The following is a 21,604-nucleotide window of genomic DNA, read 5'->3' on the forward strand; positions in this document are numbered from 1 at the left end:
CCTATCCATAAATGGTTAAGGACGCTAATGCCTTTTTTCAGAGATGAAGGGGAAAAGTGCGAGAAATAGTTTTGTAGGTCGGATAAGCGGTAGCGTCATCCGACAATCAGACGTAAATGCCGGATGACGCTGCGCTCATCCGGCCTACGATTAACGACGCGTCCAGCTCAGCTCGTAATGATAATGCTGTTTATCCAGCAGATATTCCGGCGACACGCTCGGGCTCCAGGAATCATCACCCCCAACACCCATATGGAAACCATCCAGATTCAGCCAACTCCCGGCTTCTTCGACTAACAAATGGCGATGGGACGTTTCGCGCAATTGCTGCTGGCTAAAGCGGCTGATGTTGAAATGGAAATTCCCGCGCCATTGATTATCGCCATATTCCAGCATTTGAGTGTCGCACCGCAGACCATTTTCGCCAGGGAAAACATACGGCGTGTGCATCTCCTCAAGCGGGCGCTGCCAGTAATCAAACAGTGCAGATTGCTGACGGTCGGGGTAGTTTTCGTGCGGCCCCAGCCCGAGCCAACTGACCTGCGAATCGACGTGGGCAAGCTGGCAGGTTAAACCAATCCGCGCAGGCGGCGGTGTGCCAAATGCCACATCAACATCTACGCTGACATGCAACTCACCCTGGCAATCAATCCGCCACAGTTTGCGGCTGACAAACAGCGTTTTACCGTCATGCACCCAGCTATGAACCGTGCGCAACTGGACTTCATTGGCCAGCGCTTCGGCTTCGCAGTACTCCAGTTGTGACTCGAGTTGATACATGCCCGCGGCTTTCCAGCGCTCCACCCAGGCATTGGGGTCAATGCGCGTCACTTCGCTTACGCCGATGTCGTTATCTAACGGAGCACGCGTGAATTGATCGTGCAGCGGGTGTAGCAGGGCGGGCTGTTGCGCCGTCCACCACTGATTGAGCAGTCCGGTTTCACGGTTAAATTGCCAGTGGTGGCGACCAAGGTGAACATTAAAGTGACAAGGGCTGGTTTCCAGACGTGGCGCTTCGCCCGTAATCTGCGACACCGTAGCGTTCAGCGAACCCGCAAGCTGCCATTGATCCCAGGCGCAAATATGACCGGCATCAGACCAGGCGGTGGCGTTGATTTGTTCGACTTTTACTGTAAGCCAGACGTCGCCGTTTTGGGTTATTTTCGGCAGGGAATCGAAGATAACGGTCTGCGTACCTTGCGCCGCCATCTCTAACAGCACTTCACCGCTGGTGAGGGTTTCTCCGGCCTGGGCGATATTCCAGGTCAGGCGTTCGTTATCGCTGTGGCGGAATAAATATTCGCTGGAAATGACCAGGCGTAATGGGGACTCACGATGCAGTTCAAACTGGAAAAACTGCTGTGCCTGTTGGGCTTCATACAATGCCGGGTGTGGCGTGCGGTCGGCAAACACCAGGCCATTCATGCAGAACTGACGATCGTTGGGTTTATCGCCAAAGTCGCCGCCGTAAGCAGAAAAAGCATTGCCGTTTTCATCGTGTTTAATCAGCGATTGGTCCACCCAATCCCAGACGAAACCACCTTGCAGACGTGGGTATTGGCGGAACGCCTGCCAGTATTTATGGAAGCCGCCAAAGCTGTTTCCCATGGCGTGAGCGTATTCACACAGGATCAGCGGGCGCGTTTCACCGGGCATTCCAATCCACTTTTTGATTGACCATTTTGGTACCGCAGGGAAAGGCTGATCCTGGTCGACTCGCGCATACATCGGGCAAATAATATCGGTGGCTGCACTGTCGGCACCTCCGCCTTCGTACTGCACCGGGCGCGTCGGGTCGACGGATTTAATCCAGCGGTAAAGCGCGTCGTGGTTCGCGCCATGGCCGGATTCATTACCCAGCGACCAGATAATAATCGAGGGATGGTTGAAATCGCGCTGCACCATTCGCGTGACGCGTTCGGTCATCGCGGGGAGCCACACCGGATCGTCACTTAGACGGTTCATCGGCACCATGCCGTGAGTTTCAATATTTGCTTCGTCGACCACGTACATTCCGTATTTGTCGCACAGCCGGTACCAGAGCGGGTGATTGGGATAATGCGAGCAGCGCACCGCATTAAAGTTATGCTGTTTCATCAGCATAATGTCCTGGCGCATGGTTTCTGCGTCCATCACCTGGCCATGGATCGGGTGATGTTCATGGCGGTTGGTGCCGCGGATCAGTAGCGGTTTGCCGTTAAGCTTCAGCAAGCCTTGCTGGATTTCGACTTTACGGAAACCCACGTCATAGGCTTCCGCTTCAATGGTGTTGCCCGCGCCATCGCGCAACACCACCACCACGCGATATAAATGCGGAAGTTCGGCACTCCACAAAAGCGGATTGGCGACCGGGAGTTTCAGCGTCGTGCGGTCGTGATATGCACCACGTTCATCAATAATTTCACTGCCGAGTTTCTGCTGCTTCTCGCCAATACATTGCTCGCCGCGCCACAACTGGACCGATACCTGCACCGACGCTGTATTTTCGCCCTGGACTGTGACCTGAGTTTCCAGCACCGCATGACTGAAATCGTCATTAAGATGCGTACTCACTCGCACATTGCTCAGATGAGTAGCCGGTTTGTGCAACAGCGTGACATCGCGGAAAATCCCGCTCATGCGCCACATATCCTGATCTTCCAGATAACTGCCATCGCACCAACGCAACACCATCACGGCGATCCGGTTCTCTCCCGCATGCAGCACATCGCTTAAATCAAATTCAGAAGGCAAACGGCTGTCCTGGCCGTAGCCAATCCATGCCCCGTTGCACCACAGGTGAAAGGCAGAATTGACGCCGTCGAAAATAATGCGCGTTTTGCCGCTCTTAAGCCACGCTTCATTAATATTAAATGTGAGCGAGTAACAACCGGTTGGATTCTCTTCAGGAACCCGCGGCGGGGTGACGGGAATTGGATAGGTCACATTGGTGTAAATGGGCGCATCAAAGCCGTGCATTTGCCAGTTTGAGGGGACGGGTAAAGTCTGCGCATCGGGTAAATCGGCGGCAATCCAACTCTGCGGAACACGCTCTGGCTGAGTAAAATAGGTAAATTGCCAGTCACCATTGAGGCTGATGGTACTTTCAGAAGCAGTGTCTTTCCGCGCCGCCTGTTCACAACGCCAGCTGGCAAAAGGGGGATGTGCAGGCAGGCGGTTTAATTGCGTCACCGCCGGGTTTTCCCAGTCACGTCGCCCAAGAATTGCAGCCAGTGAAGCCGCGACGGTTGCCGATTTTATTGCCATATTGAATGTTCCTTTGTATTTTTTGCGATGCGCTCACAATTGTCATTAATATGGTTTTTACTCACGCAGATGTAAAGCAGCAAAACACGTTCAGGTGAGTCGATTCACAAAATCATTTCAGGCGGGCAACCTGGCGGGCAAGAGCCGTCAACGCGTCGGCTAATGCTTGCGGTGACTCGGTTTCCGAGTGGGGAGCGGCGGTGGTCTTGCGCTCGATAAGCGTCACCGGCAGCACTGTCGCCTGCAAGGGAAGGTCGCCGCTATGAATCAGGGCAATCAGTCGGTCGACACTGGCAGATCCCAGCGCTTTAAAGTCCTGCTTGATGGTAGTGAGCGGCGGGATAAAACAGGCGCTGTCCTCGGTGTCGTCATAACCGACGACCGAAACGTCCTTCGGGACGGACAAACCCGACTCGTTGAGCGCACGCAACGCACCTAACGCCATTTGGTCGTTGGCGACTAACAGGGCGGTGAACGGGGTATTGAGACTGATGAGCGCCAGTGTTTGCAGATAACCCGACAACGAACTCCAGTCGCCTTGCAGCTGCGCCACTGCATTCAGGTGATGTTTCGCCAGCGCCTGTTGCCAGCCTTGCTGACGCAGACGAGCGGATACCGAATCCTGCGGGCCGCAAAGTAAAGCGACCTGCTTGTGACCCTGCGCAATGAGATGTTCCACCGCCAAATGCGTACCCGCGACGGCATCAAACGTAATACTGTGGGTTGCCATTTCAGGGGAAACATCCACGAACAACACCGGAATATTACCGCACATCACGCGGATAGCTTGTGCCTGCTCATCTTCCAGCGGGATGTTAACGATCAGTCCATCGACACGCTGGGAAAGCAAACCGTTCACTGCATTTTTACAGGCATTTAAATCGGCCTGCTCAATCATCGACATCACCACGTTAAAGTGGAGTTTGCTGGCCTGAGATTTAATCGCCGCGGCAATTTGCGAGGGGGCGTGCAATGACAAATTACTGGTGACCAGCCCAAGGGTATGGCTCAGTTTCCCGGCCAGTTGCTGCGCGACGCGATTGGGAACGTAATTGAGTTCCTGCATGGCGGTTTCTACTTTACGCCGTGTTTTTTCCGAAACATGCTCCGCCTGATTAATGACTCGCGACACGGTCTGATAGGAGACGTTGGCATGTTTTGCCACATCGTAAAGTGTCATCGATTTATTTTTCATGGCGGCTTCCTTCTGGCGCAACTATTCCGGGGCGTGTTTGGCATTATCGATCATTTGCTGCCAAAAAAACGCATTATAGTGAAGTCATCTTCTTTTAAGAGATTGAGATTATGGCTTTTGACCAACAGGCATATTTCGCGCGCATTGGTTTTGACGGGGCAGCGGCACCAGACTTAGAAACCTTGCAACGTATTCATCTCCTGCATACCTCCTCGATCCCTTTCGAAAATTTAGACGTGCTGCTGGGGCGACAAATCAATATCGGGCTGGATGATGTGTTCGAAAAGTTAGTGGTGGGTGGCCGCGGCGGTTACTGCTACGAGCAAAACGCGTTGTTGCGTGCCGCCCTGGAAAACATCGGTTTTGAGGTGGAGGACTTAGGCGCCCGAGTGCTTATCGCCAACCCGCCTGAAATGCCTGCGCGCACCCACCGTTTACTGCTGGTGAGCATCCATCAGCAACGCTTTATTGCCGATGTCGGTTTTGGCGGCAAGACCTTGACGACGCCGTTGCGCCTTGCGGTCGATATCTCCCAACCCACCGCCCACGGCGTTTATCGCTTAACGCAGGTGGAAGACGATTATTTGCTGAGTATTCAGCAGCAAAATGAATGGCTGCCACTGTACCGATTCGATTTAAACCCGCAGTATCCGGCCGATTTTGAGGTGGCTAATTACTACGTCTCGAACTGGCCAACGTCCCATTTTCGCCATCATTTGATGATGTGTTTAAAGGGGGATAACGGGGTGAGCCTGACGCAAAATGACTGGCAATTCAGTGATGGGCAATCGCGAGCCCTGGACAATGCCGCTGAACTTTATCAATTAATTCAGCAAAGATTCGGACTGCGCGTCGATGATAAACAGCACGGTTTCAGCCTTGATGAGTTTGCTGCAATTTGTCGCTTTTAGCGATTGCAACAAAACAGAGCTTCACGTAAGTATATTGTTTCCAATAAAAGGGGAGAATCGCTGTGCCGCATATCACTGTAAAACACTTTCCACGTGAGTTGACCGACGAGCAAAAAGAAGCACTGGCTGCCGATATTTGCGACGTGCTTAAAAAGCATTTCAGCTCATCGGATGAATCGCTTTCTGTGGCGCTGACACCGATTGAAAAAGATCGCTGGAAAGAGGATGTCTACGATAAAGAGATAGCCCCGCAGCTTGAGACTCTTGCCAAAAAACCGGGCTACAGTCTGTAATCTCATGTTGGAGCCGCTCTCAATAAAGCGAACGGCTCCACATGATTAGTTTTTTGTCACATCACTAAGCAGCACCGCAATGCTTTTGCCACCTTCGTTTTGTTCAAGTGCAATTTTCACCGCTATAGTCAGCGGAACCGAAAGCAACATGCCCACAGGTCCCAGCAGCCAACCCCAAAAAATCAACGACAAAAACACCACCAGTGTTGATAAACCCAGCCCGCGCCCCATCATGCGTGGCTCAATGATATTGCCGAATACCAGGTTTATCGCCAGATAACCCGCCACCACCAGTAACGCTTCATATAACCCACTGAATACCAGAACCTGCGCGACAGGAGGGATTGCAGCCAGAACGGAACCGATATTGGGAATGTAATTAAGCGAGAAGGCGAGCAGCGCCCAGACAAAGGCAAAGCGCACATCGAGCATCGCGAGCATGATCCACACCACCAAACCCGTGACCAGGCTGATGGCGGTTTTCAGCACCAGATAGCGACTGACGCTATCCAGGGCACGTTGAATCGCTCCCATACCTTCCGCCGGGCGCGACATTAATTGCTGAAGTTTTATCGGCAACTGCGGCACTTCAGTCAGCATAAATACCACGGTCAGCAGCAGCAAAAAGATGGACGTCATGGCGTTAGAAAGCTGGGTAATCAGGCTGGTGACGAGCGTCATTGCGGCATTCGGGTCGATATATTTCACCAGTTCATCGACCGAAACGGAAATTCCTGCACGTTGTAACCAGGGTTCCAGCGTTTGCAGCGGAGAAATTAACGACGAGCGATATTGCGGCAAGGTGCGCGTGAGTTCATTCAGCGTAGTGCCAAGATAGGCGAGTAAAAGCACCACAAAACAAACGATCACTGAAATGACGAGCACAATCGCCATCACGCGCGGCACCCGGACACGCTCCAGACGGCGAATCATCGGATTGAGGATAATGGCAATAAACAGCGCCAGAATAAATGGCACGATAATCTCTGCGGCTATTTTTATGCCCACCAGAATGATGACAATCATCCCGAACATAATGACGGCTTTTAAACCGCTGAGTGTAATAATGGGTTTTGCCATTATTGATGTTCCCGTCTGAATAGAATGTTCCTTAATGGAGCTTATAATACGGGCGAGAAAAGAAGGGGTATACACTTATTTTCCCTGCTCATGAGCGTAAAGAATTGAAAAGGGAAAGCGACACATCCTGAAATATGGTATAAATTCGGGGTGTTTGACTACTGAGGACAATTTACTATCCGCAACTGATGAGAAGCAACACCGCGGATATGTTGTGAAAATTATGGACATTATGCTTACGAACAAGCTGTTCAGAACGTTACTGACCCATCAAGCCCCGTCTTTCTCTTCTGCTTTCTCCCTATCCGGTGAACAACACTGGCGTAACGCGCTTTAGATCCCTTTGCCTGGCAGTATCTCGAATAAATTTGGGATAAAAATCACACTTATTTTATTTGGCTTGCAGGCTTTATTAAGCACATTTGCAAGCCGTGGTTAGGCTATTTTCTCTGTCAGGAGAGAAATCATGATCTATTGGATTTTATTAGCGCTTGCTATCGCTGCTGAAATTACCGGCACATTATCCATGAAATGGTCGAGCGTCAGCGATGATAATCTCGGTTATATTTTCATGCTGTTAATGATTGCACTGTCTTATATTTTACTTTCATTCTCGGTTAAAAAAATTGCACTTGGCGTGGCCTATGCGATGTGGGAAGGGATCGGCATTTTATTCATCACCCTGTTCAGCGTCTTATTGTTTGATGAGTCAATCTCACCGCTTAAAATAATAGGATTGACGACGCTGGTGGTGGGGATTGCGCTGATTAAATCAGGCACCAGCACCAAAAAACCACGCACCCCAAAACCTGCAAAGGAGAGGGAACATGCCGTCGTTTGAATGGATTCACGCGTTGTGGTTACTGCTGGCAATCGTGTTGGAAATTGTCGCTAACATTCTCTTAAAGCACTCTGACGGATTCCGTCGTTTTGGCTACGGTGTGTTGTCTCTGTGTGCGGTGCTGGCCGCTTTTAGCGCGCTGGCGCAGGCGGTAAAAGGTATCGAACTTTCGGTAGCTTACGCATTGTGGGGCGGTTTCGGCATTATGGCTACCGTGGCTGCGGGTTGGATTTTGTTCGGCCAGCGGCTAAATCGTAAGGGATGGATTGGGCTGGTTTTATTGCTGGCGGGAATGGTGCTCATCAAACTGGCATAAAGCAAAACCGCCCGGCATGTTGGCCGGGCGGTGAAATTACTGCCTGGCTAAAACTTCTAGCTGGTCACGAAAACCTGTCACTGAAATCGCCCGGTTATCGGCGCGGTAACGGTCTTTAGCAGCAGGGGCGGAGCTTTGTACCGCAATCAACTTCCAGCCACTGTCTGTTTTTAACATCAATGGCGAACCGCTATCTCCCGGCAATGTGTCGCACTGATGCGAAAGCACGGTTTTTTGCGCCCAACCTGTAATCAGGCAATCGCTATGGGTATACAGGTCGTCAAGATGATCTTCCGGATAACCCGACTGCGTGACTTTGCGGCTCTGACTTTTAAGCGCTTCAGTGAGTGCGTCGCGATCCCCTTCAAACAGAGGCAACGGGGTAATTCCAGAAGGCGGGTTATGCAAAATAATCAGGCCAAAATCATGTGGTGCGGCACCCGACGGCACAATCCAACCATCCCCATCCGGTTTCAGGCGACGGCCAAGCGTCGATTCAACTCTGCCTTCAATATCATGAATTTCATAACGCCATTTACCTTTATTCGAGACAAAACGCAATGCAATGGCTTTATCAGGCTTGCCGCGAGGCGGTTGCAGCAAACAGTGTCCGGCAGTCAGCGCCAGATGAGGGGAAATTAACGTCGCGGTGCACAAATTACCGCTGGCCGTTTCGAGCTGACCAATGGCATCCCAGGGCGGTGTTGCAGGGTCGTTGACGTGTGTACGGTCATCCTTACCAAAAAAAAGCGTTTTGACGTCGGCCGCGCTATCGTCATCGGCATGGGAAAGGGCGGGTAAAAAACACAGCACTCCTAACAACATCACAACTTTTTTGCGCATATCACTCTCTGATGGGGCGATTAATTTTGATTTTTATATAAACGAGATGAATGGTCTAACTATAGACGGGTCGCACAAAAAGTGGGAGTAAAAAGTCATTAAAGCCAGAAGCTTAGCGTAATAATGCCGCAAAGAATGAGCAGCGTGAGGATGATTTCAAAACTATAGCGTCGCAACATCATCCAGACTCCGGAAGTAAACACCCGGCGAACCGGGTGTTTTTAGCCTACGGGTGAACCCCGATAACCTTACGCAGCTGGCTGAGTTGCAGGTTTTGCTGCTTCAGTTTTAGCTACTGGTTTTTTGTGGTGTTTTTTAGCAGCTTGCGCTTTCTGAGCAGCTGGTTTTGCCGCTTCAGTTTTGGTTACTGCTTTTTTGTGGTGCTTTTTAGCAGCCTGAGCTTTCTGCTCGGTTTGTGCAGGTTTTGCTGCTTCAGTTTTCTTCACTTCTTTTTTGTGTTTTTTAGCGGCCTGAGCTTTTTGCTCGGTAGCAGTTTTTTTGTACTTTTTGTGGTGAGTGGTTTTTGCAGCTGGAGCGTGAGCAGCAGCAGAAGTTGCTGCAGGAGCCGGAGCGGCTGTAGTTTCAGCAGCGAAAGCAGCAGAAGACAGACCCATTGCAGCGGCAACTACCAGAGCTAATACTTTATTCATCTCGACATCCTCGAATTTGTTTATGCCCTTCGTACTTCAAGTTGCTGGTGTGTTGGCTTCATTTACTCACCCGAATCACTTACTAGAGTAAGCTCATCGGGACTCGGTCACTTGCCGCCTTCCTGCAACTCGAATTACTTTGGGTCAATGTTTGAACCCCACTGCGGGGCCATTGAGATGAACTATAGACTTGTGGATCAAAGCCTTCAGTGAGTGATTGGTATCGGCGTGTAACGGTTTGTACACTGCGCCCGTCATACTTTGAATTGTTGATGCGTTGGCTGCGCGCGGTTATTCGGCCCATCGTGGGCCTCACCCCTTCGGGGCCACTGCAAGCAGTGTTCAAATCTGTTCCCGACAGATTTGTCACCCCAGTCACATAGTTAGCTATGCTCCTGGGGATTCATGCGCTTGCCGCCTTTCTACAATTCAAATTATTTTGGGCGCGGAAAGGCGGGGAACACTAAAGGTAACGCGCTTCTAAATGTTTACGGAAATACAACGGGTTAAGATCTTCACCGGTTGCGTTGGTAATCAATTCTGAAGTGGTGAATCGGCTGCCGTGCTGCCAGATATTTTGGCGTAACCAGTCGAACAGCGCGGTGAAGTTACCTTCTGCGATATCGCTTTCAAGCTGCGGCAGTGCCAGTTTTGCGGAATTGAACAATTGTGCGGCATACATCGCACCCAGCGTGTATGACGGGAAATAGCCAAACGCGCCGTCCGTCCAGTGAATATCCTGCATACAGCCGTTGCGGAAGTTATCTTTAGTCGAAAGTCCCAGCCAATGCTGCATTTTCTCATCCCACAATGCCGGGATATCTTCCACTTCGATATCGCCATCAATCAGCGCACGTTCGATTTCATATCGTAAAACGACATGAGCCGGATAGCTGACTTCATCGGCATCAACGCGAATAAAGCCACGTTCAACGCGCTGATTAACGGCAATAAAGTTAGCGGTTTCGAACGCCGGTTGCTTGCCAAAGCGAGCAGTGACCATCGGCAGCAACAGTTTCAGGAACTCTTTGCTGCGGCCCAACTGCATTTCAAAGAACAGACTTTGTGATTCGTGGATAGCCGTGGAACGCGCCAGTGCAACGGGTTGGCCGAGCCATTCCCGCGGTAAGTTTTGTTCGTAACGTGCGTGACCTGTTTCGTGGATGACACCAAACAGGGCGCTAACCAAGTCGGATTCATCATAGCGCGTGGTGATACGCACATCTTGTGGCACACCGCCGCAGAAGGGATGCGCACTGACATCGAGTCGCCCGCCGTTAAAATCAAAACCCAACAGCTTCATGGTTTCCAGACCCAGTTCCCGTTGGTCCTGGGTGGCAAACGGGCCAGTCGGCGTAACAACCGTTTCTTTCGCTTGTATATCAACCACTTTTTGCAGCAAATCGGGCAGCCAGGTGCGTAAATCTCCGAACAACACATCGAGTTTAGCGCTGGTCATGCCAGGTTCGTAGATATCTAACAACGCGTCGTAGCAGGATTTCCCTTTCGCATCGGCACGCAGTTTTGCTTCTTCGCGGCTGACGCGTACCACCTCTTTCAGATTGGCCGAAAACCCCTGCCAGTCGTTCGCTGGGCGCTGGGTACGCCAACCATGTTCACAGCGTGTGCCGACCAGTGATTTCTCTTCCACCAGAGAAGCGGGCAGTAAAATAGCCTCCTGGTACTGGCGCGTCATTTCACGCAAGTTAGCACGCTCGACATCATTCAGGTTTTCCTGAACGGCCGCCTGCAACAGCGTGGCAATTTTTTTATCCGTCAGGATCTGGTGGCGCAAAACGCTGAGTTCAGCCAAAGCGTCGCCTCGCGCGGCGCTACCGTTGGGAGGCATATTGGTGAACATATCCCAGCCAGCGATGGCTGAAAGATGCTCAAATCTTGAAAGACGCTGGAAGGTGCGGGTGAGGTGGTTGTAATTTTGCTTTTCCATATGGCCTCGAGAAGAGATGATTTTCGCCTGTGAAAATAGCAAAAAGCATCCACTAAAACGAGGCTGTAAGCCGCTTATTGTGCGCGATGATGCAAACGCGTCCCCACCAGTAATGACAAGACCAACAGCGAGCCGATAAAACTCGCCACACCTACCCAACCAAACTGGTGCCAGAACACACCGCCGAGTGTCCCCGCAAGGCTTGAACCCAGGTAATAACTGAATAAATACAGGGAAGAAGCCTGGCCTTTTGCGCGTTTAGCCCGTGGGCCAATCCAGCCGCTGGCGACGGAGTGCGCGGCGAAAAATCCTGCTGAAAAGAGCAGCATTCCCGCAAAAATAACCGGCAAGGGGGAAAACACCGTTAACAGCAGGCCGGTCAGCATGATGGCGGTGGAAAAAATCATCACCGGGCCGCGACCAAATTTAGCCGTCATCGCGCCCGCTTTTGGGGAACTCCAGGTGCCGGTTAAATAAGCCACCGACAGCAATCCCACCACCGCCTGGCTTAAATACCACGGCCCTTGCATCAGTCGATAACCGATGTAATTAAACAGTGTCACGAACGCGCCCATCAGCAGAAACCCTTGGGCAAACAGCAGCGGCAAACCCCGGTCGCGCCAGTGCAGGCGGAAGTTGATAAACAGTGTTTTTGGCCGCAAAGAAGAAGGGCGGAAATGCTTCGAGGCCGGCAAAATCTTCCAGAACATTAAAGCGGATGCGAGCGCGAAACAGCCAATCGCGGCGACGGCAATGCGCCAGTTAAAGAAGTCGGTTATCACACCGCTCAGCAAGCGTCCGCTCATGCCACCAATGGAGTTCCCGCTGATATACAACCCCATCGAAAAAGCCACTACGCTTGGGTGAATCTCTTCGCTCAGATAGGTCATGCCGACCGCCGCCACACCGCTGAGCGACAATCCAATCAGCGCCCGCATCATTAAAATGCCGTGCCAACTGGTCATCATGGTCGAAAGCAGTGTGCAAATTGAGGCCAGCAAAAGCGCTGTCACCATCACGGGTTTACGACCTATCGCATCGGAAAGTGGCCCGGTAAACAGCAGGCCGATGGCCAACGTGGCGGTAGAAACGGATAACGAAATACTGCTGCTGGCAGGGGATACACCAAATTCATGCGACAGAACCGGCAAAATGGGTTGGACGCAATAAAGCAGAGCGAAGGTGGCGAGTCCGGCAGAAAATAGCGCCAGCGTGACGCGCATAAACTGAGGTGAACCACGTTTGATAAAGCTCGTCGGCTGGGGCAAAACTGTTTCGTCAACGTCCTGTGCCGGGGCGGTGTTGACGAGGGTTGTACGACTCAAAATGGGTCCTTATTGTGCAGGTGTGGTCGAATTCTCAGAGTAGAAAAACATGAATGTTCTGTCTAATATATTAATAATCTCAATTGATATGTTTAAAGTATGAATATTGAATTACGCCACCTGCGCTACTTTATTGCCGTTGCTGAAGAGCTACATTTTGGCCGTGCTGCCGCACGCTTACGTATCTCGCAACCTCCTCTTAGCCAGCAAATTCAAATTCTTGAACAACAAATCGGCGCGCGTCTACTGGCACGCACCAACCGTAGCGTTAGCCTGACAGCGGCGGGCAGTCAGTTTTTGCTCGATTCACGGCAGATTTTAAACCAGGTGGATGCCGCAGCAGGGCGAGCCGCAAGGTTGCATCAGGGCGAAACGGGGGAGCTGCGTATCGGTTTCACGTCATCGGCACCTTTTATTAAAACGGTGTCCGACAGCCTGTCGACTTTTCGCCGAAGTTACCCGGATGTTCATCTCCAGATGCGGGAAATTAATACTCGTGAGCAAATCGCGCCATTAAATGACGGTGAGCTGGAGCTGGGTTTGATGCGCAACACGCGGCTTCCGGACACGCTCGCCTGGAGTGTGGTATTGCGCGAACCGCTGATGGCGATGGTACATCGTGATCATCCTCTGGCGGCGTGTTCAGCCATTTCCCTGCAACAACTGGCGCAGGAGCCGTTTGTCTTTTTTGACCCGCATGTGGGAACGGGCCTGTATGACGATATTCTCGGCCTGCTGCAACGCCATGGGATTTCGCCCTATATCACGCAGGAAGTGGGTGAGGCGATGACGATTATTGGCCTGGTGTCCGCAGGATTAGGCGTTTCGATACTTCCGGCGTCATTTAAGCGGGTACGTTTATCCGAAGTGGTATGGCTGCCGTTGAAAGAGGCCGAAGCGCAGTCGGAAATGTGGCTGGTCTGGCCTAAACATCGTGAGCTTTCTGCCGCCGCACTTCGGATCTCCGCCTTGTTAACCGAGTCAATAACGGTGTTAAAAGAGCCGTAAACCGGCGGAATATGTGCGGTAAATCACAACCCTACGTAAATATTTGACTCCTTCACTTGAAGTGTTTCACCATAGCCCAAAGTTTATTTCGCAGCGCGAAAATAAAGGGAGTCGCAAGTGGTTGCTGATAGCCAACCGGGCCATATTGATCAGATCAAGCAAACTAACGCTGGCGTAGTTTATCGCTTGATTGATACCCATGGGCCGGTGTCGCGCATCGATCTTTCTCGCCTGGCGCAACTGGCTCCAGCCAGTATCACGAAAATTGTTCGTGAGATGATTGAAGCCCATCTGGTGCAAGAAACGGAAATTCAGGACCCGGGTAGCCGGGGGCGTCCTGCTGTGGGGCTGATGCTGGAAACGGAAGCATGGCACTATTTATCTGTGCGGATTAGTCGCGGGGAAATCTCACTCGGCCTGCATGATTTAAGCAGCAAGTTGATTGTCGAAGACACCGTCGTGCTGGCGGTTGAAGACACGCAACCGCTGGTCGAGCGGATCATCGCGCAAATCGATCAATTTTTTATCCGCCATCAACACAAACTCGAACGCCTCACCGCCATCGCCATCACCATGCCTGGGATTATTGATACCAAGCGCGGCATTGTGCACCGTATGCCGTTCTACGAAGTTTGCGATATGCCGCTGGGCGAGATTCTGGAAAATTACACCGGCGTGCCGGTTTATATCCAACACGACATCAGCGCGTGGACGATGGCAGAAGGGCTGTTTGGTGCCTCAAAAGGGGCGCGAGACGTCATTCAGGTGGTGATTGATGATAACGTCGGCGCAGGTGTAATTACCGACGGGCGTTTACTTCATGCCGGGAGCAGCAGCCTGGTCGAAATCGGACATACGCAGGTCGACCCTTACGGAAAGCGCTGTTATTGCGGCAACCACGGTTGCCTGGAAACCATCGCCAGTATCGACAGCGTGCTTGAGCTGGCGCAGCTTCGTATGAGTCAGTCTATGGGCTCTATGCTGCATGAACAGCCGCTGACAGTTGAGTCACTGTGCGATGCCGCATTAAACGGCGACTTATTAGCGAAAGATATCATTCTGGGTATCGGAACCAACGTCGGCCGAATTCTGGCGATCATGGTCAATTTGTTCCATCCGCAAAAAATCCTGATTGGTTCGCCGTTTAACCGGGCCGCGGATATTCTGCATCCGGCTATTACAGACTGTATTCGCCAGCAGGCGTTGCCCGCCTATAGCGAATATACTTACGTCGAAAGCACGCAGTACAATCACCGTGGAACCATGGCGGGGGCGGCGCTGGTAAAAGACGCAATGTATAACGGTTCGTTATTAATTCGTCTGCTGCAAGGCTAATGTCGTTGGTTGATCCACTAAAAATTGCGCTATCTCAAACTGGTCAAATCACTATTCTTTTAGACTTTCACTCCTGAATTATTCAATTCTTAATCACTTTGAGCATTACCTCGGGAGTTCGTCATGCTTACGCGTTTCTTTATAACGGGTACCGATACCGCAGTCGGGAAGACTGTGGTTTCTCGCGCTTTGTTGCAGGCTCTTGCAGCCAGCGGCAAAAGCGTCGTCGGCTTTAAGCCGGTAGCCAAAGGCAGTAAAGAGACGCCAGAGGGACTTCGCAATAAAGATGCGTTAGTTCTGCAAAGTGTTTCTACTGTCGACGTGCCTTACGAAGCCATCAATCCTATCGCGCTGAGCGAAGAAGAGAGCAGCGTTAGCCACAATTGCCAGATTAACTATTCGCTGCTGTCTGATGGGCTACAACGGTTAACTGCGCAAGCGGATCACGTTGTGGTCGAAGGTACGGGCGGCTGGCGTAGCCTGATGAATGATTTACGCCCATTATCTGAATGGGTAGTTCAGGAGCAATTACCGGTGTTGATGGTGGTGGGCATTCAGGAAGGCTGTATTAACCACGCTTTACTGACGGCGCAGGCCATCGCCAATGACGGCCTGCCGTTGATGGGCTGGGTCGCTAACCGTATCAATCCTGGTCTGGCACATTACGCCGAAATCATCGACGTCTTAAGCAAAAAATTGCCAGCGCCGCTGGTGGGTGAGTTGCCTTACTTGCCACGTGCAGAGCAGCGCGAACTGGCGCACTACATCGATTTATCCCGCCTTAGCGGCGCTTTGATGGTAGACCGTTTGCGGGCGTAACCAGCGCGAAAGTGCTGAAGCAATCACGCATGCCAGCAGTAATCCGGGGAGCAATGAAAACTCCCCGGTCATTTCACACACCATCAGCGTTGACATAATCGGGGCATGAGTCGTAGCCGCCAGAAGAGTTGCCATACCGGTTAACGCCAGCAATATCGCCACGTTATCCCCGCTCCACGCCCAGATCCCAAACCATTGACCCACGACCATTCCCAGTGCAGCACCAACGAATAACGTCGGGGTAAATACGCCGCCCGGCGCACCCGAACCGCTACTTGCCAGCACCGCAGCCAGTTTATAAACCAGAATCCCGGCGACGAAGAGCAATGCCGGAGGCTGCGAAAGAAACGACTGCACTACGCTGTAGCCATTCCCCCAAACCAGCGGCGTGATCAATGAAAGCAGCCCGACCAGCAATCCGCCCAGCGCCAGTTGTAATGGCGGCGTTAAGTGCAAACTCTGGAAAAATTGACTACTTTTCGACATCAACCACAGGAACAGCGGCCCAGCAACCCCGGCTATTAAACCGAATGTTGCCATCAGCAAATATTGGATGGGCTGCGGAGCGTTTAACGTGCGCACGGTATATAACAGCGCTTGTTGGTCATTCAATAAATGAGTAACCAGCAAAGCGCTGACGGCGGCAATAACCACCGGGCCGAGTGAAGCGAGCATCAAGGTGCCAAACAGAATCTCTGCGATAAACAAACTGCCCGCCAGCGGCGCGTGATAGGCGCTTGCCATCCCGGCGGCTGCACCGCAGGCCACCCATAATTTCCATTCATCTTTGTTTGAACATCGCTGGGCGAATACCGAAGCAAAAACGGTTGCCAGCAGCACCATCGCACCTTCACGGCCAATGGCGCTTCCGCTGGCCACCACAATCAGCGACGCTGCCGATTTGACCAGGCTTGCGGAAACATCTAACCGACCGTCGCCCGTTTCAATGGCTTCCATATAATCGGTGGGGGCGCAGGGGCGCTGACGCGTGGCGCGTTGCCAACTCCAGAGCAATGTCCCGGCCAGTAAACCGCCGAGTGCCGGTGTCAGTAAACGTCGCCAGGAAGGTAAAGCCGCGGCAGCGGCGACCAGGCTTCCACTGTGGTCGCCCAAAAACAGGCCTTCAAGGAGATACATCGACTGGCGGAACAGCCAGACCACCACCGCTGAGGCGATGCCAATCCAGACGGCAAAAATGAGCCGTCGTAACATGCCTTTCATGTCAGGGAAGTGGTTTAAGCGGTGCATAGCAAGCATTGTAGGGTGGATAAGCGCAAGCGTCATCCACCATTTACACCATCCGCCAACGATGAATTATGGCTGATAAATATTTAACGCCCGACGCGTTCGCCCTGAACTGAGATAATCGGCAATATAATCCTGCGAAATCTCGCCGCTGTAACGGCCATCTTCGTCGGTAATGGGCATCCACACCATGTTGTGCTCATAGAGTTTCGACAGCACGATACGCAGGTTATCTTCGGCGCGTCCGGTAATACGGAACGGGTGCAGGATATCGGCACATGCTCCGGTTGCACCACGCGCTTCCCGGCGTTTCACGAAACCTAACGGTTTGCCTTCGCCATCGACAACGGTAATCGAACGCATATCGTTGTCATCCATAGTGGCGAACGCTTCCGGCAGTGGGGTAGATTCGCGAGCGGTAATGGTCGGCTGTTGGTCCGTCACATCCCCGGCCTGAACCAGCAGCAGGCGTTTGAGCGTGCGGTCCTGGCCGACAAACGAGCCAACAAATTCATTGGCCGGTTTTGCAAGCAGCTCATCGGGGCTGGCGCACTGCACGATTTTGCCCTGGCGGAATACGGCAATACGATCGCCTAATTTCAGCGCTTCGTCGATATCGTGGCTGACCAGCATGACGGTTTTCTTCAACTGGCGCTGCATTTCCAGAAACTCATTCTGAATCGTTTCGCGGTTGATAGGGTCGACGGCGCCAAAAGGCTCATCCATCAGCAGTACCGGAGGATCAGCCGCAAGTGCCCGAATCACGCCGATACGTTGTTGCTGGCCGCCGGACATTTCACGCGGGTAACGGTTCAGAAACTTGCTCGGGTCGAGCGCCACCATGCTCATTAATTCGCTGGCACGCTCTTTACAACGGGCTTTGTCCCAACCCAACATGCGCGGCACAACGGTAATGTTTTCTTCAATCGTCATGTTCGGGAACAGGCCGATTTGCTGAATAACATAGCCAATATTGCGGCGCAGGGTCACGGTATCCAGCTCATTGGTATTTTTACCGTTAATCAGAATATTGCCGCCGGTCGGCGCAATCAGGCGGTTGATCATTTTCAGCGTGGTGGTTTTGCCGCAGCCGGAAGGGCCGAGCAATACGCACATTTCGCCTTCCGGCACATTCAGGCTGACATTATCCACGGCGTTAAAAGTCTGACCGTTCTTCTGAACAAACTGTTTCGTGAGGTTTTCTAGTTTAATCATTATCGAATCCCCTTAGGAGTCAGCACCAGCTGTAAACGGTGCAATAACCAATCAAGCACAATAGCCAAAACACAAATCATGACGGCACCCGCAATCAACATGCGAATGTCGCTACTCCCGATGCCGTTAAGCAGTAACAAACCCAAACCGCCCGCGCCGATAACCGCAGCGATGGCCATTACGCCAATGTTCATGACCACGGCGGTTCGGATACCGCCAAAAATCACCGGCAGAGCCATGGGGATTTCGACCCAGCGCAGGCGTTGCCAGAACGTCATGCCGATACCGCGTCCGGCTTCACGCAAACCTGGCGGCAGGCTGTCGAGGGCGGTATGGGTATTACGGACAATCGGCAGCAATGAATAGAGGAAAACGGCCGTGATGGCAGGCAACACGCCAATCCCTTGCCCGACCATGGAAAACAGCGGGATCATCAACCCAAACAGGGCGATTGAAGGGATGGTCAGCACAATAGTCGCAACACCTAACACGGGCGTTGCCAGCCATTTGTGGCGCACGATTAAAATGCCCAGCGGCACGCCAATCACAATCGCCAGCCCCACAGCTAAAAGCACTAACCAGAGGTGTTGCAGCGTTAAACTGCCCAGATACCCTGCGTTATCCATCATATAATTCAACGTTTCCATGATGCCTCCTTAGAGCAAACCTTTCTGTTGCAGGAACTCTTGCGCCACTTTTTGTGGGGTTTCATGGTCGATATCCACTTTGGCATTCAGTGTGGAGATCACGTCGTTGTTGAGCAGGCCGGAGAGGGTGTCCAGGGCATCTTCAAGGCCAGGGTTGGCTGCCAGCGTCTCTTTACGCACCACAGGCGTGACGGCGTAACTTGGGAAAAAACCTTTATCATCTTCCAACACCTTTAAATCGAAGCCTTTTACGCGGCCATCGGTGGTGTAAATCAGACCCGCGTCAACGAAGCCATCGCGCACCGCGTTATACACAAGACCTGGGTCCATCTGGCGAATCTGCGGGCGATCGAGCGGCATGCTATAGGCTTGCTGTAACGGTTTCATACCGTCGCTGCGCCCGGCGAATTCCAGGTCCAGGCCGAGCATCCAGTTGTTATCCGGATCGGTTTTGCGAACCTGTTCTACTTTGGCTACCAGTTCCGACATGGTGTGAATGTTCTCTTCCTCTGCGCGTTTACGCTGCATCGCAAAGGCGTAGGTGTTGTTCATATCTGCCGGTTTTAGCCACACCAGCCCCAGTTTCGCATCGAGTTTTTTAACCGTGTCGTAGGATTCCTGCGGACTCATACGCTTGTTGATATGGTTAAAAATAATCAGCGAGGTGCCGGTATATTCCCAGGTCATATCGACCTGTTTGTTAATCATCGCGTTACGCGAAATCACCGTGGCGATGTTGGTTTGCGGGGTCACCTGGAAGCCTTTTTTACGCAGGTACTGCGTGGTCATTGTCGATAAAATATGCTGCTCGGTAAAGCTTTTCGTCGCCAGCACAATCGGCTCGGCTTTGGCTGTGCCAGCCAGGAGTAGTGTTGCGGCCAGTCCCGCAATCAGGGGTTTAATGGATGTCATTATTCGCTCCTTTTTATTGTTGTTATTTCGCTGTGTGGGGGCTTAAAACACGGCCTAAGCCCGCAAGTGCAATATCAAGAATCAGGGCAAACAGGGCTGTTGCGGCGGCACCTAATATCAGGGTCGGGAAATCGTTAAGATATATCCCCGGGAAAATCAGCTCGCCGTAACTGCTGGCACCAATCAAAAATGCCAGTGGCGCGGTGCCCACATTAATCGCCGTCGCAATGCGGATCCCTGACAGGATGACAGGCCAGGCGTTGGGTAATTCGACCTGGCGCAGACGCTGCCATTTCGTCATGCCGATACCGTTGGCGGCTTCAATGAGCGAAGCCGGAACGCCGCATAAACCCGAGTAGGTATTACGAACAATCGGCAGCAGTGAGGCGAGGAACAGCGCGATGATCGCCGGTTTGTCACCAATCCCGATGAACACCATCGCCAGCGCCAGCACAGCTAGCGGGGGCAACGTATTGCCGACGTTAAATATCTGCATCACGTATTCGGCCCAGCGGCGGGCGGCAGGGCGACTGAGCAGAATGCCGCTTGGGACACCGACTAACAGCGCCAGCGCCATCGAGCTAAACACTAAAATCAGGTGCTGTTGCCCGAGATAGAGCAAATCGACCTGACGGGCTTTGATCGTCTCCGGGCCAATTCCCCAGACGAGCAGCCCGAGCACGACGATCAGTGCCAATGCACCTGCGAAGGTGCGTTTAACGAGTGATGAATTTTGCATTGCAGTGTGTCTCCCTGTTGCACGTGTTATAGCCACCGCGCGGGTCGCCTGTTGTTATGCCTTGTGTCGGCAGGGTGTTTTGACCTATAGCAACGTGACGGGAATGATTCCAGTTTATGTGGAATTTAGCAGGCTTATGATTTCTGGGGGAATGACGAGTTTGGCCTTGTGCCGCTTCGCTTGAGGAGCAAGGTAAAGAATTGTCTTAAAATGGATTGATAGAAGTTACGGTGTAACTTTAAGGTAGGTGAGCAGGGGGCGTTAATGTCGGATGACGCTGCGCTTATCCGACCTACGGTTCGGGTTGTGTAGGGTGGATAAGCGCAAGCGTCATCCACCGCTTCTCAGATTCTTAGGCGTGCAATTCTTTGGTTGCGACCGGGATCAGCAGGTCTGTTCGCCAGTCAGCAAGGGTGATTTGGGTTAGCTCACCTAATGCCTGATAAAACGGGTGTTCGGCATGGGCGATAAACAGCTCCAGAAAACGCCCGCTCCACGGCAAAATGTGCCATGCCAGCAGTTCATCGACTTTCTGCTGCAAGCCTTCTTCAGCAAGCCAAGCCGCCAGCATCAGTAACAAACCGATGTGATCTTCCGGTTCATTGCTCTCTTGCTCATTGGAAATATCGTTTTTGCGCATCCAGCGGCGCAGTTCCAGCATTGAATCGCCAAACAGGACACTTTCTTTATCGAGATAAACCGAACCCCACGGGGAGGCAGGCAATGCGTAAGGGCCAATAAACAGGCGTTGCCAGGCTTCGCTAAGTGATTCTTGCGAATACTCCAACCCGTCGGTCATGCGTTGTGCAATGGCTGCCAGTTCATCGTGCTGGACTGGCCATTGCTCGACCCATTTCGGGTCAGCCAGTGAGGCGTACAGCGAGGCGACATCCCGGCTTTTTGGTTCTTGATAATAAAGCGCACCCAGGACTCTACCTGTCAGGGCGATAGTCGCCAGGCGTTGTGTTGTTGCCGACGTACTTTTAGACATTCTTCTCTTCCTTAATTGCGCGGGTTTTCCCGCGCATTTTGTACC

Annotated in this window: 20 protein-coding genes; 7 read left to right on the forward strand and 13 right to left on the reverse strand. The window is 52.2% G+C overall.

Going from position 1 to position 21,604, the window contains the following annotated elements; all coding sequences use genetic code 11:
• Positions 1-150: 150 nt before the first annotated feature.
• Both M2371_RS10600 and M2371_RS10605 read right to left on the reverse strand, forming a co-directional pair.
• On the reverse strand, positions 151-3,246 hold the full coding sequence (locus M2371_RS10600) for a beta-galactosidase (protein WP_259267671.1): 3,096 nt from the start codon (positions 3,244-3,246) through the stop codon (positions 151-153).
• 112 nt (positions 3,247-3,358) lie between these two features.
• Positions 3,359-4,441: a LacI family DNA-binding transcriptional regulator gene (locus tag M2371_RS10605; protein ID WP_259267672.1), complete on the reverse strand. Its 1,083-nt coding sequence runs from the start codon at positions 4,439-4,441 to the stop codon at positions 3,359-3,361.
• Positions 4,442-4,551: 110 nt separating this feature from the next.
• On the opposite strand from M2371_RS10605, the gene M2371_RS10610 reads away from it, so the two are divergent.
• Both M2371_RS10610 and pptA read left to right on the forward strand, forming a co-directional pair.
• Positions 4,552-5,352, forward strand: coding sequence for an arylamine N-acetyltransferase (locus M2371_RS10610; RefSeq protein WP_259267673.1), 801 nt, complete (start codon positions 4,552-4,554; stop codon positions 5,350-5,352).
• 62 nt (positions 5,353-5,414) lie between these two features.
• A complete protein-coding gene (gene pptA, locus M2371_RS10615) occupies positions 5,415-5,645 on the forward strand; it encodes a tautomerase PptA (RefSeq protein WP_259267674.1) in 231 nt (76 codons plus the stop codon).
• Positions 5,646-5,690: 45 nt separating this feature from the next.
• On the opposite strand, the gene M2371_RS10620 is transcribed toward pptA, so the two are convergent.
• The gene (locus M2371_RS10620; RefSeq protein WP_034495008.1) at positions 5,691-6,725 is read right to left on the reverse strand and encodes an AI-2E family transporter; all 1,035 of its coding nucleotides are present in this window, start codon (positions 6,723-6,725) and stop codon (positions 5,691-5,693) included.
• Positions 6,726-7,188: 463 nt separating this feature from the next.
• Between M2371_RS10620 and mdtJ the strand changes: the two genes are divergently transcribed.
• Both mdtJ and mdtI read left to right on the forward strand, forming a co-directional pair.
• On the forward strand, positions 7,189-7,566 hold the full coding sequence (gene mdtJ / locus M2371_RS10625) for a multidrug/spermidine efflux SMR transporter subunit MdtJ (RefSeq protein WP_259267715.1): 378 nt from the start codon (positions 7,189-7,191) through the stop codon (positions 7,564-7,566).
• Positions 7,553-7,882: a multidrug/spermidine efflux SMR transporter subunit MdtI gene (gene mdtI, locus M2371_RS10630; protein ID WP_172894483.1), complete on the forward strand. Its 330-nt coding sequence runs from the start codon at positions 7,553-7,555 to the stop codon at positions 7,880-7,882. Before mdtJ ends, mdtI begins: the two co-directional genes overlap by 14 nt.
• A gap of 36 nt (positions 7,883-7,918) precedes the next feature.
• Here the strand turns inward: mdtI and M2371_RS10635 are convergent, their stop codons facing one another.
• From M2371_RS10635 to M2371_RS10650, 4 genes are all read right to left on the reverse strand, one after another.
• Complete coding sequence (locus M2371_RS10635) at positions 7,919-8,725, reverse strand: serine protease (RefSeq protein ID WP_172894481.1); 807 nt, start codon at positions 8,723-8,725, stop codon at positions 7,919-7,921.
• A 248-nt stretch (positions 8,726-8,973) separates the two neighbouring features.
• Positions 8,974-9,375, reverse strand: coding sequence for an acid resistance repetitive basic protein Asr (gene asr / locus M2371_RS10640; RefSeq protein ID WP_259267675.1), 402 nt, complete (start codon positions 9,373-9,375; stop codon positions 8,974-8,976).
• A 463-nt stretch (positions 9,376-9,838) separates the two neighbouring features.
• Positions 9,839-11,323: a carboxypeptidase M32 gene (locus M2371_RS10645; RefSeq protein WP_259267676.1), complete on the reverse strand. Its 1,485-nt coding sequence runs from the start codon at positions 11,321-11,323 to the stop codon at positions 9,839-9,841.
• 74 nt (positions 11,324-11,397) lie between these two features.
• Entirely contained in the window at positions 11,398-12,648 is a 1,251-nt protein-coding gene (locus tag M2371_RS10650) for an MFS transporter (protein ID WP_259267677.1), read from the reverse strand.
• 99 nt (positions 12,649-12,747) lie between these two features.
• Here M2371_RS10650 and M2371_RS10655 point away from each other — a divergent pair, with 99 nt between their 5' ends.
• The 3 genes from M2371_RS10655 (at position 12,748) to bioD (ending at position 15,810) form a co-directional block, all read left to right on the forward strand.
• Entirely contained in the window at positions 12,748-13,656 is a 909-nt protein-coding gene (locus M2371_RS10655) for a LysR family transcriptional regulator (RefSeq protein ID WP_259267678.1), read from the forward strand.
• 117 nt (positions 13,657-13,773) lie between these two features.
• Positions 13,774-14,991, forward strand: coding sequence for a sugar metabolism global transcriptional regulator Mlc (gene mlc / locus M2371_RS10660; protein WP_259267679.1), 1,218 nt, complete (start codon positions 13,774-13,776; stop codon positions 14,989-14,991).
• A 123-nt stretch (positions 14,992-15,114) separates the two neighbouring features.
• Positions 15,115-15,810, forward strand: coding sequence for a dethiobiotin synthase (bioD, locus tag M2371_RS10665; protein ID WP_115628968.1), 696 nt, complete (start codon positions 15,115-15,117; stop codon positions 15,808-15,810).
• On the opposite strand, the gene clcB is transcribed toward bioD, so the two are convergent.
• The 6 genes from clcB to dmsD all read right to left on the reverse strand — a co-directional run bounded on the left by clcB (position 15,763) and on the right by dmsD (position 21,559).
• Entirely contained in the window at positions 15,763-17,058 is a 1,296-nt protein-coding gene (clcB, locus tag M2371_RS10670) for a voltage-gated ClC-type chloride channel ClcB (protein WP_259267716.1), read from the reverse strand. The genes bioD and clcB overlap by 48 nt on opposite strands.
• A 66-nt stretch (positions 17,059-17,124) precedes the next feature.
• Positions 17,125-18,270, reverse strand: coding sequence for an osmoprotectant ABC transporter ATP-binding protein OsmV (gene osmV, locus M2371_RS10675; RefSeq protein ID WP_172894470.1), 1,146 nt, complete (start codon positions 18,268-18,270; stop codon positions 17,125-17,127).
• A complete protein-coding gene (osmW, locus tag M2371_RS10680; protein WP_259267680.1) occupies positions 18,270-18,917 on the reverse strand; it encodes an osmoprotectant ABC transporter permease OsmW in 648 nt (215 codons plus the stop codon). Before osmW ends, osmV begins: the two co-directional genes overlap by 1 nt.
• A gap of 9 nt (positions 18,918-18,926) precedes the next feature.
• Positions 18,927-19,829 carry an osmoprotectant ABC transporter substrate-binding protein OsmX gene (gene osmX, locus M2371_RS10685; RefSeq protein ID WP_259267681.1) on the reverse strand — a complete coding sequence of 301 codons (903 nt, stop codon included), beginning with the start codon at positions 19,827-19,829 and terminating at the stop codon, positions 18,927-18,929.
• Positions 19,830-19,851: 22 nt separating this feature from the next.
• Positions 19,852-20,568: an osmoprotectant ABC transporter permease OsmY gene (osmY, locus tag M2371_RS10690; RefSeq protein WP_172894464.1), complete on the reverse strand. Its 717-nt coding sequence runs from the start codon at positions 20,566-20,568 to the stop codon at positions 19,852-19,854.
• A gap of 352 nt (positions 20,569-20,920) precedes the next feature.
• Positions 20,921-21,559 carry a Tat proofreading chaperone DmsD gene (gene dmsD, locus M2371_RS10695; RefSeq protein ID WP_259267682.1) on the reverse strand — a complete coding sequence of 213 codons (639 nt, stop codon included), beginning with the start codon at positions 21,557-21,559 and terminating at the stop codon, positions 20,921-20,923.
• Between the last annotated feature and the right edge of the window lie 45 nt (positions 21,560-21,604).

The sequence above is a fragment of the Buttiauxella sp. BIGb0471 genome (assembly GCF_024807715.1).
Lineage (GTDB): Bacteria > Pseudomonadota > Gammaproteobacteria > Enterobacterales > Enterobacteriaceae > Buttiauxella > Buttiauxella agrestis.

What these genes read in the sequence shown, in the direction of transcription:
- M2371_RS10600 (WP_259267671.1), bottom strand. Translation starts at nt 3,246, where the DNA reads ATGGCAATAAAATCGGCAACCGTCGCGGCTTCACTGGCTGCAATTCTT.
- M2371_RS10605 (WP_259267672.1), bottom strand. Translation starts at nt 4,441, where the DNA reads ATGAAAAATAAATCGATGACACTTTACGATGTGGCAAAACATGCCAAC.
- M2371_RS10610 (WP_259267673.1), top strand. Translation starts at nt 4,552, where the DNA reads ATGGCTTTTGACCAACAGGCATATTTCGCGCGCATTGGTTTTGACGGG.
- M2371_RS10620 (WP_034495008.1), bottom strand. Translation starts at nt 6,725, where the DNA reads ATGGCAAAACCCATTATTACACTCAGCGGTTTAAAAGCCGTCATTATG.
- mdtI (WP_172894483.1), top strand. Translation starts at nt 7,553, where the DNA reads ATGCCGTCGTTTGAATGGATTCACGCGTTGTGGTTACTGCTGGCAATC.
- M2371_RS10635 (WP_172894481.1), bottom strand. Translation starts at nt 8,725, where the DNA reads ATGCGCAAAAAAGTTGTGATGTTGTTAGGAGTGCTGTGTTTTTTACCC.
- asr (WP_259267675.1), bottom strand. Translation starts at nt 9,375, where the DNA reads ATGAATAAAGTATTAGCTCTGGTAGTTGCCGCTGCAATGGGTCTGTCT.
- M2371_RS10645 (WP_259267676.1), bottom strand. Translation starts at nt 11,323, where the DNA reads ATGGAAAAGCAAAATTACAACCACCTCACCCGCACCTTCCAGCGTCTT.
- M2371_RS10655 (WP_259267678.1), top strand. Translation starts at nt 12,748, where the DNA reads ATGAATATTGAATTACGCCACCTGCGCTACTTTATTGCCGTTGCTGAA.
- bioD (WP_115628968.1), top strand. Translation starts at nt 15,115, where the DNA reads ATGCTTACGCGTTTCTTTATAACGGGTACCGATACCGCAGTCGGGAAG.
- clcB (WP_259267716.1), bottom strand. Translation starts at nt 17,058, where the DNA reads ATGCACCGCTTAAACCACTTCCCTGACATGAAAGGCATGTTACGACGG.
- osmV (WP_172894470.1), bottom strand. Translation starts at nt 18,270, where the DNA reads ATGATTAAACTAGAAAACCTCACGAAACAGTTTGTTCAGAAGAACGGT.
- osmW (WP_259267680.1), bottom strand. Translation starts at nt 18,917, where the DNA reads ATGGAAACGTTGAATTATATGATGGATAACGCAGGGTATCTGGGCAGT.
- osmX (WP_259267681.1), bottom strand. Translation starts at nt 19,829, where the DNA reads ATGACATCCATTAAACCCCTGATTGCGGGACTGGCCGCAACACTACTC.
- osmY (WP_172894464.1), bottom strand. Translation starts at nt 20,568, where the DNA reads ATGCAAAATTCATCACTCGTTAAACGCACCTTCGCAGGTGCATTGGCA.
- dmsD (WP_259267682.1), bottom strand. Translation starts at nt 21,559, where the DNA reads ATGTCTAAAAGTACGTCGGCAACAACACAACGCCTGGCGACTATCGCC.